Origin of the sequence: uncultured Gimesia sp. (assembly GCF_937910335.1) — a bacterium.
In the GTDB taxonomy this organism is placed as follows: domain Bacteria; phylum Planctomycetota; class Planctomycetia; order Planctomycetales; family Planctomycetaceae; genus Gimesia.
Genome location: NZ_CALEMX010000427.1, coordinates 1 through 14,744, shown reverse-complemented (window position 1 = coordinate 14,744; position 14,744 = coordinate 1). Strand labels below are relative to the sequence as shown.

The 14,744-nt window shown below is 45.9% G+C and carries 24 protein-coding genes; 2 read left to right on the top strand and 22 right to left on the bottom strand.

From position 1 onward, the window contains the following. Positions 1–227 precede the first annotated feature (227 nt). Together Q0668_RS16945 and Q0668_RS16940 are read left to right on the top strand one after the other, a co-directional pair. On the top strand, positions 228–812 hold the full coding sequence (locus Q0668_RS16945) for a hypothetical protein (protein ID WP_298866760.1): 585 nt from the start codon (positions 228–230) through the stop codon (positions 810–812). 328 nt (positions 813–1,140) lie between these two features. Beyond that, positions 1,141–1,908 carry a class I SAM-dependent methyltransferase gene (locus Q0668_RS16940; protein WP_298866759.1) on the top strand — a complete coding sequence of 256 codons (768 nt, stop codon included), beginning with the start codon at positions 1,141–1,143 and terminating at the stop codon, positions 1,906–1,908. A 139-nt stretch (positions 1,909–2,047) separates the two neighbouring features. Here the strand turns inward: Q0668_RS16940 and Q0668_RS16935 are convergent, their stop codons facing one another. From Q0668_RS16935 to rplB, 22 genes are all read right to left on the bottom strand, one after another. Next, positions 2,048–2,641 (bottom strand): putative metallopeptidase, encoded by a 594-nt coding sequence (locus tag Q0668_RS16935; protein ID WP_298866758.1) that lies wholly within the window; start codon positions 2,639–2,641, stop codon positions 2,048–2,050. 222 nt (positions 2,642–2,863) lie between these two features. Continuing rightward, a complete protein-coding gene (locus tag Q0668_RS16930; RefSeq protein WP_298866757.1) occupies positions 2,864–3,544 on the bottom strand; it encodes a L17 family ribosomal protein in 681 nt (226 codons plus the stop codon). Between the two features lie 80 nt (positions 3,545–3,624). Then, positions 3,625–4,641: a DNA-directed RNA polymerase subunit alpha gene (locus Q0668_RS16925; RefSeq protein ID WP_298866754.1), complete on the bottom strand. Its 1,017-nt coding sequence runs from the start codon at positions 4,639–4,641 to the stop codon at positions 3,625–3,627. Between the two features lie 128 nt (positions 4,642–4,769). Next, positions 4,770–5,150, bottom strand: coding sequence for a 30S ribosomal protein S11 (rpsK, locus tag Q0668_RS16920; RefSeq protein WP_298866752.1), 381 nt, complete (start codon positions 5,148–5,150; stop codon positions 4,770–4,772). 151 nt (positions 5,151–5,301) lie between these two features. Continuing rightward, positions 5,302–5,688 carry a 30S ribosomal protein S13 gene (gene rpsM / locus Q0668_RS16915; RefSeq protein WP_298866750.1) on the bottom strand — a complete coding sequence of 129 codons (387 nt, stop codon included), beginning with the start codon at positions 5,686–5,688 and terminating at the stop codon, positions 5,302–5,304. Positions 5,689–5,755: 67 nt separating this feature from the next. Next, complete coding sequence (gene rpmJ, locus Q0668_RS16910; RefSeq protein ID WP_002649734.1) at positions 5,756–5,872, bottom strand: 50S ribosomal protein L36; 117 nt, start codon at positions 5,870–5,872, stop codon at positions 5,756–5,758. Between the two features lie 253 nt (positions 5,873–6,125). Further along, a complete protein-coding gene (gene secY, locus Q0668_RS16905; RefSeq protein ID WP_298866746.1) occupies positions 6,126–7,490 on the bottom strand; it encodes a preprotein translocase subunit SecY in 1,365 nt (454 codons plus the stop codon). A 129-nt stretch (positions 7,491–7,619) separates the two neighbouring features. Beyond that, positions 7,620–8,072, bottom strand: a complete 453-nt coding sequence (gene rplO / locus Q0668_RS16900) for a 50S ribosomal protein L15 (protein WP_298866744.1) — start codon at positions 8,070–8,072, stop codon at positions 7,620–7,622. Continuing rightward, positions 8,072–8,551: a 30S ribosomal protein S5 gene (rpsE, locus tag Q0668_RS16895; protein WP_298866742.1), complete on the bottom strand. Its 480-nt coding sequence runs from the start codon at positions 8,549–8,551 to the stop codon at positions 8,072–8,074. Before rpsE ends, rplO begins: the two co-directional genes overlap by 1 nt. A 36-nt stretch (positions 8,552–8,587) precedes the next feature. Next, entirely contained in the window at positions 8,588–8,953 is a 366-nt protein-coding gene (rplR, locus tag Q0668_RS16890) for a 50S ribosomal protein L18 (RefSeq protein WP_298866741.1), read from the bottom strand. An 81-nt stretch (positions 8,954–9,034) separates the two neighbouring features. Continuing rightward, positions 9,035–9,580, bottom strand: a complete 546-nt coding sequence (gene rplF / locus Q0668_RS16885; RefSeq protein WP_298866739.1) for a 50S ribosomal protein L6 — start codon at positions 9,578–9,580, stop codon at positions 9,035–9,037. 66 nt (positions 9,581–9,646) lie between these two features. Then, positions 9,647–10,042 (bottom strand): 30S ribosomal protein S8, encoded by a 396-nt coding sequence (rpsH, locus tag Q0668_RS16880; RefSeq protein WP_298866737.1) that lies wholly within the window; start codon positions 10,040–10,042, stop codon positions 9,647–9,649. Positions 10,043–10,124: 82 nt separating this feature from the next. Continuing rightward, positions 10,125–10,670: a 50S ribosomal protein L5 gene (gene rplE, locus Q0668_RS16875; protein WP_298866734.1), complete on the bottom strand. Its 546-nt coding sequence runs from the start codon at positions 10,668–10,670 to the stop codon at positions 10,125–10,127. A 63-nt stretch (positions 10,671–10,733) separates the two neighbouring features. Beyond that, positions 10,734–11,087, bottom strand: coding sequence for a 50S ribosomal protein L24 (rplX, locus tag Q0668_RS16870; protein ID WP_298866732.1), 354 nt, complete (start codon positions 11,085–11,087; stop codon positions 10,734–10,736). Between the two features lie 2 nt (positions 11,088–11,089). Then, positions 11,090–11,458, bottom strand: a complete 369-nt coding sequence (gene rplN, locus Q0668_RS16865; RefSeq protein ID WP_298866730.1) for a 50S ribosomal protein L14 — start codon at positions 11,456–11,458, stop codon at positions 11,090–11,092. A gap of 92 nt (positions 11,459–11,550) precedes the next feature. Continuing rightward, positions 11,551–11,796: a 30S ribosomal protein S17 gene (gene rpsQ, locus Q0668_RS16860; protein WP_298866728.1), complete on the bottom strand. Its 246-nt coding sequence runs from the start codon at positions 11,794–11,796 to the stop codon at positions 11,551–11,553. A gap of 24 nt (positions 11,797–11,820) precedes the next feature. Continuing rightward, positions 11,821–12,030: a 50S ribosomal protein L29 gene (gene rpmC / locus Q0668_RS16855; RefSeq protein ID WP_298866726.1), complete on the bottom strand. Its 210-nt coding sequence runs from the start codon at positions 12,028–12,030 to the stop codon at positions 11,821–11,823. 89 nt (positions 12,031–12,119) lie between these two features. Further along, positions 12,120–12,539, bottom strand: coding sequence for a 50S ribosomal protein L16 (rplP, locus tag Q0668_RS16850; protein WP_298866724.1), 420 nt, complete (start codon positions 12,537–12,539; stop codon positions 12,120–12,122). Further along, positions 12,478–13,179, bottom strand: a complete 702-nt coding sequence (rpsC, locus tag Q0668_RS16845) for a 30S ribosomal protein S3 (protein WP_298866722.1) — start codon at positions 13,177–13,179, stop codon at positions 12,478–12,480. Before rpsC ends, rplP begins: the two co-directional genes overlap by 62 nt. 70 nt (positions 13,180–13,249) lie before the next feature. Then, the gene (gene rplV, locus Q0668_RS16840) at positions 13,250–13,594 is read right to left on the bottom strand and encodes a 50S ribosomal protein L22 (RefSeq protein ID WP_298866721.1); all 345 of its coding nucleotides are present in this window, start codon (positions 13,592–13,594) and stop codon (positions 13,250–13,252) included. A 77-nt stretch (positions 13,595–13,671) separates the two neighbouring features. Continuing rightward, positions 13,672–13,938, bottom strand: a complete 267-nt coding sequence (gene rpsS / locus Q0668_RS16835) for a 30S ribosomal protein S19 (RefSeq protein ID WP_298866719.1) — start codon at positions 13,936–13,938, stop codon at positions 13,672–13,674. A gap of 62 nt (positions 13,939–14,000) precedes the next feature. Further along, on the bottom strand, positions 14,001–14,744 hold a 744-nt coding region (gene rplB, locus Q0668_RS16830), incomplete at its 5' end, for a 50S ribosomal protein L2 (protein WP_298866718.1).

Here is a 14,744-nt window from a genome sequence, read left to right as displayed (position 1 = left end):
ACACTCTAACTGGTTTATCCTTTAAATCGTTAAAATCGTCAAATTCCCACAAGATTACCGAACGAACTGACCGATAAGAAGAATATGGGATCATGTTCTTACTGTAACTGGCAGGAAGCCGAATGACAGAACATGACATCTCCTTACCAGAGCATAATGCTCTCTAACACTGAAAACGAAGTTCTCCCCTTTTGATGACTTCGTTAAAATCACCCGGAGGAAGAAGGATGTTCAAAAACGGGAAGCAATTCAGCCGTGCTTTGCTTTTGGGCTGTGCCTGCTTAGTAACACTCAATTGCAGTGGCTGTACGCTGCTCAAAGGCGCAATCGAAGTGACATATGCCGGCTCAGTCTTCTGGCGTACCACACCTTTGATTCCAGTCACAGCTTACTGGTCACAACTGATTGAGGACACATACTGGGAAGAAGAACGCTACACCAAGGTCCAAATTCTGGATCCGGTCGAAGGCGAACATGCTCCCTTGTTTTGCCTCGATCCACCCAGCCCGGATGAAGTCATTCGCGCCTTACCTGACAAAACAGGTGGCGGTGTCTGGTTCCTGGCAGAGACATCTCGCAACAACGTTCGCATGGTTGTCGAACCCATTGTTGACCGGATCAGCGAATGTCGCTTCTATCCGATGGTCGGACCAGCTCGTCAACATCACTGTCACTATAAGTGCACAGTCTACTATGACAAAACAATTCGATCTGACTGGCCCGTCCCCTTCTCCAACAGTGATCAAACAAAAGAAGTGGTTTACATTGACCACGATCACTTGATCCGATGTGCGGGACCTCAGTCTGACTGAATTTCAGAAGAACAAAGTTCTCTGAAAACAAGATAACAACCTACCCACCGCAAAGCCGATGATTCTTACCGGGTGAAAGAATCATCGGTTTTCGCATGCGCTGGAATATAAAATAGATCCTGATCGCTTCAGCACAAACCGCCATTGTTTTCTGATTACCGTTGCAACCAATCGGTTTCGATCTCAGCCCCACGGTTCCTCCTGTTACTTGCGACTTAAAAACCTGAACCTTTCTGGTATACTATGTGTCAGTTTGACATCGAGAGAATCAGATTGCGCCTGGACTGGCTTATCCGCTCTTTCAGTCATTCAGTTTTGAGGAATCGCAATGGATGAAGTGAACCCGAGACTCTTTGAAGTCTTTCTCGATGTGCAACGTGGATTACCACGACAAGGCCCCGGAAATAACGAATGCACCCTCGAGACACTTTCCCTCTGCTCCGGCCTGCCTGATAATCCTGTGATCCTCGACATAGGCTGCGGTCCCGGCATGCAGACACTCGCACTGGCAAAGGCATCTCAGGGAAACTTGACTGCCGTTGACAATTGCGAGGAGTATCTGAATATTTTGCATCAATGGGTTACCGAATCAGATCTTACGGGCCAAGTGAAGATCATCAATGCCGACATGAATGATCTCTGTTTTGCAGATGCCAGCTTCGATCTCATCTGGTGTGAAGGTGCCGCCTATATCATGGGAGTGCCCAATGCCCTCAAGACCTGGCGGCCCTTACTGCGTGACCGAGGCTACCTTGCTTTTACTGAACTGGTCTGGCTAGAAGAGCATCCTGCAACAGATGTCGCGGAATTCTTTGGTAATGAATACCCGGCTATGACTAACATCAACTCCATCAAAAATATGATTGAGAGTAATGGCTACGAGAACGTCAGTGACTTTACACTACCCGATGCCGCCTGGTGGGAAGACTATTACACTCCACTAGCGGACAAACTCCCCATACTTAAACAGAAGTACGCAGGAGATGAAGAATCCCTCGCGATCATCTCCATGACGGAAAATGAAATTGAATGTCGGCGGCGGTTTGGGCATTCGTATGGTTATCAGTTTTTCGTTACCAGAAAGAGGAACGAATAGAGCCATTGGCAGTAAACTGCTTAAAACTGAAAATTGAGAATGGCATCTATAGCCAGAGAATGACCCTATGAAAAACATTCAGAGACACGACAATATTCTGGCTGATTTTAAATCCAAAACACCCGTGGCAGAACAAGACTCAAGCGATCTGTGACTCATCAATGGGAATCAATTTGGGAATCGGCACCTGTAGGCCAACAACGCCGCCGTGCTTTTTTTTCAGTGTGGAAAACCGACACTTCAAAAATGAATAGAGTCCCGCGGGAGGATTCATCTTCAGATAACGATTCACAAACACGGCCATCTGCGCATCATACTCTTTCTGGCTATGGGAATGCACATGATAGTGCCCTTCCAGACGACGGATATCTCCATCAAAGGCAGGACTGATATGATACAGTTCGTGCACGACAGTAATCAGCTTCTCCTGCAGAGAATGATTCAAAAAACGCGGTAGATAAAACGTCAGGATATACAACATCTCCTCTTGATCCTGATATATTCGCTGGGCCGTCCATTTGCGACCATAGCGGGTTGTATGTGTCGCTCCGTTTTCAAATCGCAAAGGTGTTAATTTTGCCTGCATGCCGTATGGCACATTGCGACGCGCTTGAGCGAAGGCCACCGCGATACGATCCATATCGACGTGCTGGAATTCCGGGAGCCGTTGTGAAATGTCACGGCAAAGATGATACATGGCGTGACTGAAATTAAATGGTTGATTCGTTGACATGCTGAGCCAGAATCCTTTCCGCTACAACTTTACAACAACACAAGCTCATCTCAGAAAGTAACATCGCTTTGTTCCAATTGAGCTTGTGGCCCTTCGATTTGAGGCTTCTCTAATAGACGTAAAAAAAGCTAAGAGCATTTTCATTCTTTTGAAATGCTCTTAGCTTATTAATATTAGCGGGAACACGGTTTTCAGGAAAGCCCGAAAATCAAAACCGGCCGTTTAACCCTCTTTTGTTTCCTCAGATTCTTCTGATTCGGTCGCTTCTGCTGTTTCTTCAGCGACTTCCTCGGTTGCAGCTTCTTCTGCTGTTGCTGCCTCTGATTCCTCAGTACTGGTGTCAGAATCCAGGCTTGCACTGCGTTTTTTCGGCTTCACGCGGTCACGTTCGCCAACAAACTCAATAATAGCCTGTACGCCGGCATCTCCCAGACGAACGGTCGCCAATCGGACAATGCGAGTGTATCCACCGGTGCGTTCTTCGAATCGCTCGGCTAGTTCATCAAAAAGAATGTCGACTGCTTCATTGTCGCGAAGCTCAGCAAACGCCCGCCGTCGATAACTCAAAGCAGGGGCCAATGCCTGATTCCATTGATTCCATTGTTCAGACTCACGCCAGGTCTTCCACTCGCTTGAGTTTTTCTCAGCAGAGGTGGCGTACTGGACAGCATTCTCTGAATGTGGCTTGGCTTTCTTAGCCAATGTGATCAGCTTTTCGATAATCGGACGAAGTTCCTTGGCTTTTTGAACGGTCGTGGTGATACGACCTGAAACCTTAGGAGCATTCTCTGCTTCCTCATCAATTCTGACCGTCTTAATGAGACTCACTGCCATATTTTTGAACATGGCCTTACGGTGTGATGAATTGCGGCCTAATTTTCGGCCTCTCATTCTATGTCGCATGACTGAACTCTGAATTCTTCTGATTGCTAAGAGTAAATGACTCGTTGATTATTATCTGACCAAACGCGAATCAATCAAGATTATCGTGTTTGTGTTGAGGAACTGGGAATCTTCATACCTAGACGCAGACCAATTTGACTCAGTCGTTCACGAACCTCAACTAAAGTAGTTTCTCCAAAGTTTCGTACATGTAGCAGATGATCTTCTGACTTACCAACCAGATCACGTACGGTGTTAATTCCCTCAGATTCGAGACAGTTGGTAGCACGTACGGAAAGATTCAACTCAGCCAGACTCTGGTTCAGTTTTTCTTCCAGCTCAAGATCAATCGGAGCATATCCGGTCGTATCCAGCATGCCTTTGAGACCACCCTCGGGTGGCATTTCCGGACCTGGTTCCCGATAAGTGATAAAGGGATTGAGGTGCTTCCGCAAAATCTTGGAAGCTTCCACCAAAGCCATATCGGGTTTGACGGTTCCGTTTGTCCAAATCTCCAGATTCAGCTTGTCGTAGTTTGTACGCTGTCCAACACGTGTGTCTTCGATTTTGTAACGGACGCGTACCACAGGAGAGTAGGTCGCATCCAGGGGAATCACGCCGACTTCCATATCATGTTCTGCATGCTCGGCAGCAGGCGAATAGCCACGACCATTTTCAACGGTAATTTCCATATTGAGAGGAACATCATCCGTCATGGTGGCAATCACCAGATCTTTATTGATCACGTCTACCTGATCGTCAGTTATCACATCGGCGCCAGTTACGACTCCGCGTTCATGTCTTTCAATCCGCAGCGTTTTGGAAGTGGAGCTGGAATTTTTGACAATCAACGACTTCAAATTCAAACAAATCTCGGTGATGTCTTCCACCACGCCGGGAATCGTTGTGAATTCGTGCTGGATGCCTTGAATTTTGACACGTGTCACCGAACTACCTTCCAGACTGGAAAGCAGAATACGACGTAAACTGTTGGCAATGGTCGCACCGAACCCACGTTCAAATGGTTCGGCTACAAACATACCATATGTAGATGTCATTGAGTCCCGATCAGGGATGACACGGCTTGGTAATTCCAGTCCTCGCCAACGGATTCGCATTGAAATTATCTCCAAAGAACACAGCCAATTGAATTATGATCTTAAAATCATACTTCTTGTTATTTTTTAATCTCACATTTTCTGCATACACAAAAAATGTGTCACATCGCTACTCGAAGGCAGGCGATTCAGACTCTTCGTTTTTTAGGTGGTCGACAGCCATTATGAGGCAATGGGGTAATATCTTCGATCGCCCTGATTGTAATTCCGGCAGTCTGCAAACCAGTGATTGCACTCTCACGCCCCGAACCAGGACCCTTGACACGAATTTCCATCTCTTTCACACCAAACTTGGCAGCTTTTTCTGCACAGGTTTCTGCAGCACGCTGTGCAGCAAAAGGTGTGCTCTTACGACTTCCTTTGAAACCGGAAGTACCCGCGGTTGCCCAACAGAGGACGTCACCATTCAAATCTGTGATGGTAACGGTGGTGTTGTTAAACGTTGCCTTAATGTAAGCAACCGCCTTGGTAATATGACGCTTCACTTTTTTTCGTTTGACTTTAGCCACTCTGTCACTCCTGAGGTTTCTGTCGAATTCGATTCAGAAACGGAAACTGATTTTGGAATTTTTTATAACTACTGTCGCTTAAACTCGAAGCGACCAATTTTATTTAATTTTTTTGTATCAGACGATGAACAGAAACCTGGGTTCCCATCATTTAGTTACGAGCGTCTTTAACACCCTTCTTACCGGCAACGGTTTTCTTACCACCCTTGCGAGTACGGGCATTCGTTTGGGTATTCTGACCACGAACGGGAAGACCGCGACGATGTCGTATGCCACGGTAAGACTGAATTTCACGCAGGCGGGCAATATCCTGCTGCGTAGCACGACGCAACTGACCTTCCACGGAATAATCAGTATCTAACATATTCACAATCCGACTCAATTCATCATCAGTCAGATCTTTAGCTTTTAACTGAGGTTTGATACTCAATTTATGGCAAATATCAAGAGCCGTCTTCGTTCCGATCCCATACATATAGGTCAACGAAACATAGACAGGTTTTTCGTTTGGAATATCAACACCGAGAATACGAGGCATTTTATTTCACTCCGCTGGATGTAAAAACTGAAAACATAAAATCAAAAAGTACATAAATAAGAAACGACTAACCTTGTCGCTGCTTATGGCGTGGATTCGAAGAGCAAATCACATAAACGCGCCCTTTACGCCGAATGACTTTACAGTTTTCACAAATCCGCTTGACACTAGCTCGGACTTTCATCGTACTACGACTTCTCTATAACTTTGGTTCATGATTTTCGAGTAAACAACGAGAGACACTTTAAGGTGCCGCGTTGTAACCCGTGTAAATTTAATTGATTGCGCTCGTAATTTGAGCTCACACCAGATATGCAACATACGTATACACGTCATGGAATGGAGTGATTCAGGAAATTATAAACTGCACAAACGCAAATCGACAAGCGAAACACCCCCTTTTTGGTGATATTCGCAGCGACTTGCCCATTTATTCTTTACAGATCACTCTCAAGTAGTCCTGAGTAGTTCCGCATGACCAGATGACTGTCTATTTTATTGACCAGATCCAGCACCACAGAAACCACAATTAGTAAACCGGTTCCACCGTAAAAACTCGCCACCAGGAAATCGACGCCCAACCAGGTCGAAACCAGGGTCGGAATAATCGCCACAAGTGACAGGAACGCGGCTCCCACATAGGTAATCCGTACCATCACCTGTTCCAGATAAGCGGCCGTTCTCGCCCCGGGTCGATAACCGGGGATAAAAGAACCGTAATCTTTCAAATTTTCAGCCATATCTTTCGGGTTAAATGTAATCGCCGTCCAGAAATAACAGAAGAAGTAAATCAATACCACATATGACATTGTGTACACAAAACCACGACTCATCGGCTGGAACGCTTCATCCAGCATCGATAGAAACGTAGAACTGGTCCAAACCTGACTTAACCAGTGAAATACAAAATAGGGGAACATCAACAGGCTGGAAGCAAAGATGATTGGCATCACACCCGCCTGATTGACTCGTAGAGGAAGTGACTGACGCTGTCCGCCAGAAACCTTTCGGCCCCGTACATGTTTCGCACTCTGAATGGGAATCCGTCTCTGTCCCTGAGTAATCGCAATCACCCAGACCACCACGAATACAAACACCAGTGCCAATATCATCAACCGGTCAATACCAGTATCAGTTCCTAATGCAATCCCTTTTTCAAAGGCGGGCTCAATTAAACTCCAGCCTGCCTGAGGCATTCTAGCCAGAATACCAGCCATAATTAATAAACTGATCCCGTTACCAATTCCATAGGCATCAATTTGCTCACCAATCCACATCAGGAAAACGGTCCCTGCCGTCATCGTGATCGTCGCGACTATCTGATAATATAGACCCTCATATCCAGGTAAGATTAAACTTGTTCCCGAACCGAAACCACCGGAGAGAGTCCGAATCCAGAAAAAGCTCTGTGCCAGACAGATTACAACCGTCGCGTAACGTGTATATTCATTGATTTTCTTTCGGCCCGCTTCACCCTCTTTTTGAAGGCGTTCCAGAGGTGGATAAACCGTCCCCATCAGCTGAAAGATAATCGAAGCGGAGATATAAGGCATAATGCCCAGACCAAAAATCGTGCTCTGGCCAATATTCGAGGCAGAAAACAACGAGATCACCTGCATGACCTGTCCCAGACCGCCTGATTGAGTTGATAAGTCTTTGAGTGTTTCTGTTAACAATTCCTGATTGACAAAAGGCAGAGCAATCCAGAAACCCATTCGATAAATGGCTAACAGACCCAAAGTCAGTAGGATCTTGTTGCGCAGCTCGGGGATTTTGAAGAGAACTAATAATTTACCGAGCATAAGTAGCGGTCCTTTGTGTCATAACTCAGCAGAAGCTTCAATGTAATTGTTATCAGATCAATCTTCATCTGATTGAGAATATAAGAATCTCACAGCTTGCCGCTGAAATCAAGTCCTTTGAATAATTGCTTATGACAGAATTCGACTAACAGTACCCCCGGCAGCTTCAATCTTCGTTTCAGCTGACTGGGAAAATAAATGAGCGGTCACAGTTAACTTTTTACTGAGATCGCCGTTACCTAAAATTTTAACCTGATCGAAATTACCTTTAGCCAGACCTTTTTCAGCCAGTATTTCCGGGGTAATTTCGGCGCCATTTTCGAAAGCCAACTCTAAAGCAGCGACATTCACGACAGCTACTTTCGTGGCAAATTGTTTATTGTTAAATCCGCGTTTGGCAACGCGTAACGCCAGAGGAGTTTGACCCCCTTCAAAGCTGACACGCCGAGAAGAACCCGAGCGACTTCCATAACCGTTATGACCTCGAGAAGAAGTCTTGCCATGACCCGAACCCGGACCACGACCAACGCGTTTGCGCTTTTTATGTTTTTTAATACCGCGATGTACATCATCAATAATCATTAGACTTCCACTCCTCTCAAACGAGCAACATCTTCCCGGGTTCGCAATTTTGAGAGTCCATCAAGAGTGGCCTTCACAACATTGATCGGATTATTGGAACCGCGACTCTTCGTATAAATGTCGGTAATTCCTACTGCTTCTACAACAGCTCGAACACCAGCTCCCGCAATAATACCTGTACCAGGACGAGCGGGTAATAATAAAACTCTTGCAGAACCAAATCGTCCCACGACTTCGTGCGGTACTGTTTTTTCCGATACGTGAACCTGAATCATACTGCGATTTGCCTGCTTAACAGCTTTATCTACTGCCAAAGGCACTTCGATGGCTTTACCATATCCCCAGCCAACACGACCGTTTTTGTCTCCGACGACAACCAGGGCCGTAAAACTGAACCGACGGCCCCCTTTGACCACGCAGGCACAGCGGCGGATTTGAATGACTGTTTCTGGCGTTTGCTTATTACCATCTTTTGACACGGTATCTTCTCCAACCCGTATTGAGTGATATCTCTATTAAAAATCTAAACCGGCCTGCCGGGCTGAATCAGCCAAAGCAGCGACGCGTCCATGATAGCGAAACGAACCACGATCAAAGGCGACTTCTTTAATTCCCTTTTCGACGGCCCGTTCACCAATCAATTTCCCAACCTTCTCGGCGGCAGCGATGTTGCCACCATTTTTGATTTCACTGGCAATGCTTTTGTCTTGCGTGCTCGCGGAAACCAATGTCACACCTGCTGTGTCATCAATGAGCTGGGCATAAATATGATTGTTACTTCGATAAACAGACAAACGATAACGACCCGCATTGCGTACCGCCTTACGGATACGGAACTCACGTCGTTGTTTCTGTTTTTTCAGAGTTTTTTCTAATTTCATTTTACCGTCATCTTTTCAAAAACAGTTCAACCTGACAACCAGACCATCAACAAACCACTTGAAATAAGCAGTTGAAAACGATTAGCTGGCAAAGGCCTTTCCAGCTTTACGCCGTACATATTCACCTTCGTAACGAATCCCCTTACCTTTGTAAGGCTCCGGAGGACGCACGCCACGAATCACAGCAGCAAACTGACCAACGGCCTGCTTGTCTGCCCCGGTCAAAATAATGTTGGTACTACTGGGAAGGACGCAAGTCACACCCGCTGGAACATCCAGAACGATTGTATTTGCAAACCCAACCTGCAGACTCAACTTTTGACCATTCAATGTTGCCTGATAACCTACGCCTTGAATTTCCAGTTTTTTCTCGAATGGAGTCACAACGCCCTGGACCATATTGGCAATCAATGCGCGAGTCAAACCATGCAACGCGCGGCTTTGACGATCGTCATTAGGACGAACTACTGTGATCACATTCGTTTCCGAATCAATTTCCACTTTCATTGAGGGGTGGGGCGCAAAGGATAACTCTCCATGTTTTCCTTTAACAGAAAACGTGGTGCCATCCAGTTTGATTTCCACTCCGCTGGGAACGGGAACTGGTTTTTTACCGATTCGAGACATAAGTTCAAATTCCACTTAAATAAAACGCCGCCAACCGAAATTAGACAGCCTGTGTATACTTTAATATTACCAGATCGTACAAAGCAACTCGCCGCCAACACCCTCTTTTTTTGCTTCACGATTACTGAGCACACCCTTGCTGGTTGAGAGAATACTGATTCCCAAACCCTGCAGTACTTCGGGCATTGATCGAACATCTTGATAAGTACGACGACCTGGCTTACTTTCACGAATGATCTTCTGGATCACACGTTCGCCATTAGGACCATACTTCAAATTCACCCGCAGGATATTTTGAGGACTGTTTTCTACAATCTCAAAATCCCAGATAAATCCTTCACGCTGTAAAGCACCCGCAATGGATTCCTTAATTTTGGAAGCAGGAATATCTACAAAAGGCCGTTCGATCTGCAGTGCATTACGAATTCGCGTCAGCATATCTGCAATAGGGTCTGTCATCATTAGCTGGCTACCCTCACTGTAATTCTCCGACAATCTACTTTATGGTTGGTATTTTAATTGTTTATAAACAACTCAATATGGTTTACTTGCGAAACGGCATGCCGAACTCTTGCAACAACAGAAATCCTTCTTCATTGTTGGGAGCACTCGTCACGATGGTAATGTTCATACCCTGTGTATAATGCACGCTATCGGGATCAATTTCCAGGAAGACCGATTGTTCATTTAAACCCAGGCTGTAATTTCCCGCACCATCGAAGGCTTTCGGATTCACACCACGAAAGTCACGCACACGAGGTAACGCCAGAGAAAGCAATCGTTCCAGGAACTCATACATCCGCGTACCTCTGAGAGTCACGCGGCAACCGATCTCCTGACCTTCACGCAACTTAAAACCAGCAACGGATTTACGTGCACGAGTGATCTGAGATTTCTGACCGGCCAACAATGTCAGATGGTCAGCGGCTTCTGAAAGTCGTTTCCGATCCTGAGCAGCCGCTCCAATCCCCATATTGACTACCACTTTTTCAATTTGTGGTAGCGAATGCACATTGGCGCGTCCTAATTTTTCTTTCAGGACAGGAACAATTTCTTCACGGTATTGTTTTAATAATGTTGGTATTGCCATTGGCTTGTTTCAGATTGGCCGAACTTCGGAACAACCTTCCTTACTGAATACTACAAAATCTGATTATTGTTTCTGATACTTTGCATTGGCAGGACTAATCGCCCCGACGGAAGCACTACAAGATTTACAGAAGCGTTCTTTGCTTCCATCATCTAGATAGCGATAACCGATCCGCGTTTTTGAACTACACGCTTCACAGTAAAATTGAACATTAGAAGCATCAATGGGCATTTCTACTTCCAGTCGTCCCCCTTGAGGACTCTTGGGATGCCCGCGCTTCACATGCTTAAATACACGATTGACACCTTCAACCGTGATTTTATTAGTACCACTCATCACCTTTAACACACGTCGAGGTGTTTCTCCTGCGTCTGCTCCGGTAGTTACGATTACTGAATCGCCACGTCGTATCTTCATTGTCAGACTACCTCGTTTGCCAAACTAATAATTTTCATATACTTGCGTTCTCGAAGCTCACGAGCCACTGCGCCAAAAATTCGCGTTCCTCGAGGATTCCCCTCAGGATCCAGCAACACCATCGCATTACTGTCAAATCTCACATAGCTACCATCATCGCGGCGTAAAGGATATTTCGTTCGGACAATCACACCTCGGAGCACCTGACCTTTTTTGATACCACTACCCGCCAGAGTCCTCTGAATACTCACGACTATCACATCGCCTACTTCAGCAGTCCGACGCCCCGTACCGCCCAGCACTTTAATGCAGCGCGCTACTTTGGCACCCGAATTATCACATACATCCAGATCGGTTTGCATCTGAATCATGGCTTTGCCTGTTCCTTATCAACCTGAAAGATGAGGTAAACCTAATCTTTGTAAAACTTGAAGAATCCCAATCGTAGTCAGTCTCAAAAGCTCTAGTCTTTTTTCTTCTCTACAATTCGGATCAAATCCCAACGCTTTGTTTTGGAACGGGGACGACTTTCGATAATCTCGACAGTGTCACCTTCCTCTGCTTCATTTTTCTCATCATGAACATGACAAACAGTCCTGCCACGAATCGTCTTACCGTACATCGGATGACGATAACGTCGCTGAATTTCGACTCGTAATGTTTTGTCCATTTTGGCACTTTCTACAGTGCCGGTCATTATTTTTCGCATTTTCTTACCTCAACGAGCCTGATATTAAGCGTTCTTTTGCTGACTTAATTCACGTTCACGACGGAGTGTCTGAATTCGAGCAATCTCACGTCTTAACCGCTTAATATTACTCGGTGCATCGAGCCTTTCCGTTGCCGCTTGAAACCGCAACTGAAACAGCTCTTTCTGTGTTTCCTGCAGAGCAAATGATAATTGCTCATCATTCATCTCGCGTAATTCACTCGCTTTGGTCATCAGTTAAACCCAATGATGTTTTTAGCCTGTTTGAACAAAGCAGACAGAACTAAAGTGATTAAAAATTATTAACTCGATATTCAACCAGATCAGAGAGATGGACGACGTTCGACCAACCTGACATTCACTGGTAACTTATGTGCCACACGTGCAAAACAACGTTTTGCAGCTTCATGCGAAACTCCCGCCAATTCGAACAACACAGTTCCAGGCTTAATGACGGCAACCCAGTGGTCCGGCTCCCCTTTTCCTTTACCCATACGGGTTTCCAGAGGTCGGGATGTAACCGACTTCTGAGGAAAGATCCGGATATAAAGTTTACCTTCACCTCGAATATATTGTGTCGCTGCAATTCGGCAGGCTTCAATGGTTTGTGCTGTTATGTGCCCAGGGTCTAGAGATTGTAAGCCCCATTCACCAAAGGCAACAGTGTTACCACGTGTCGCATTACCTTTTATGCGTCCTCTTTGGCTTTTGCGGTGCTTGACCCGCTTTGGCATTAGAGCCATCGCGTTTCTCCTCATCTGAATAATCACCAAGGTCGATCCAAACTTTCACTCCGATGACTCCGAAGGTGGTGTGTGCCTCGCGAAGTCCGTAGTCAATGTGTCGTTGCAAAGTCGAAAGTGGAATAGAACCACGGCTGGCTTTTTCACGCCGTGACATTTCTGCTCCACCCAATCGACCGGAAAGTTCGATCTTAATTCCGTGAACGCCCGTTTCCATCACCTGGTCCAGGGCACGTTTAATCGTTCTACGAAAACTACCACGCTTGGATAACTGTTGCGCGATATCTTCCGCTACCAATGCTGCACTTTGCAGAGCATTATCAACTTCAATAATCTTTAATTCCATCCGACGTCCGGTCAGATCTTCCAGCTCGGCCTTCAGCCGATCCACTTCCTGTCCTTTACGACCAATAATGATCCCGGGACGAGCCGTGAATAAATGCACAACAACCTGGTCTCGAGTTCGTTCGATCTCGACTTTAGGAATGCCGGCAAATTTGTATTTTGTATGAATAAATTTTCGTACTTTTTGATCCTCAAGTAACAGCGCCCCAAAATCTTTCTTGGAGGCATACCAGCGACTTCTCCAGTCTTCTACCACGCCGACTCGAAATCCGGTTGGTCGAACTTTTTGCCCCATGATTCAGGTTATCCTTTAAGTATTTCAGATTAAGTATGAGTGATCTTAAAAACCAAAAAAGTGTTTACTACTAAGGAAGCTCGGGTGCTTCAATTGCAATATGAATGTGTGACATCCGACGACGAATCGTATAAGCCATACCTCTGGCACGGGGCTGAATGCGTTTGAACATCGGCCCGCCATCAACGCGTGCCTCTGTAATCTTCAAACCTTCTACATTACGAGCACCCTTGTCTTCAGCATTTGCTACAGCACTTTTAATGACTTTTTCAAGGAATCTCGCTCCTCGATTTGGATGGTATTTCAATGAATCCAAACCTTCAGAAGTTGTCATCCCTCGAACCAGATCCGCAAATGGGCGAACCTTAGTCGCTGAAATTCGTGCAAATCGATGCGTTGCTCGAACTTGCCCCATGACAATTACTCCACTTCACTATTGCATTATTCTTTTAGGCCACGACCGTCAAGGTCGTAACGACATCAAACAAACGTTTATTTTCTTCTGGCGGTATGACCCCGGAAGGTGCGGGTCAATGAAAATTCACCCAACTTATGACCGACCATTTCTTCCGTTACATACACACTTAAGTGAGCACGCCCGTTATGCACCAGAAATGTATGACCTACAAATTCCGGAGCGATTGTTGAAGATCGAGCCCATGTCTTAATCGATTCTTTTTTACCCGATTCGTTCAGCTTCTCAATCTTCTTAAGAAGCTTCACATCAACATAAGGCCCTTTTTTCAGTGAGCGACCCATAAAACTTGTCCTCTATCATCAAAACAGATAGTTAATACGTTTAAAATTTTCCAACCACAAAATCAGAGCTTCAACTGACCATAACGACGCGACTTACGACGCCGAATAATGGCTTTCGAAGAAGCCTTTCTTCTCTTGCGGGTCTTTCCCCCTTTGGCAAGCTTTCCAGTGGGACTACAAGGATGACGTCCACCAGAGTTACGACCTTCGCCCCCCCCCATCGGGTGAGCTACCGGATTCATACAGGTTCCACGAACATGAGGACGTCGCCCCATCCATCGTTTACGCCCGGCTTTACCTAAGACAACTTTTGAATGTTCTGAATTTCCAATTTCACCAATCGTAGCGCGACAGCTACTCGGAAGACGCCTGACTTCACCAGAAGGCAGAGTAATCTGAGCCCAGTTATCCTCACGTGCATTCAGCACTGCAGAGGTCCCCGCACTACGGCAAAGCTGACCACCACGGCCAGGTTGCATTTCCACATTATGTATTAACGAGTTAAGAGGAATGTTTGACAACCGCATGCAGTTTCCAACATTGGGCTCAACCTTATCCCCACTCACTACCGTATCGCCGGCAACTAAACCTTCAGGAGCAAGAATGTACCGCTTCTCCCCATCAACATAATGCAACAATGCAATACGTGCAGATCGGTTGGGATCATACTCAATTCCATTCACCTTTGCAGGCACACCATCTTTGCCTCGCCGAAAATCAATCTGGCGATACATTCTTTTGTGCCCACCACCACGATGACGTGAAGTAATAACCCCTTGGTTATTACGACCACCCTTTTTCTTGAA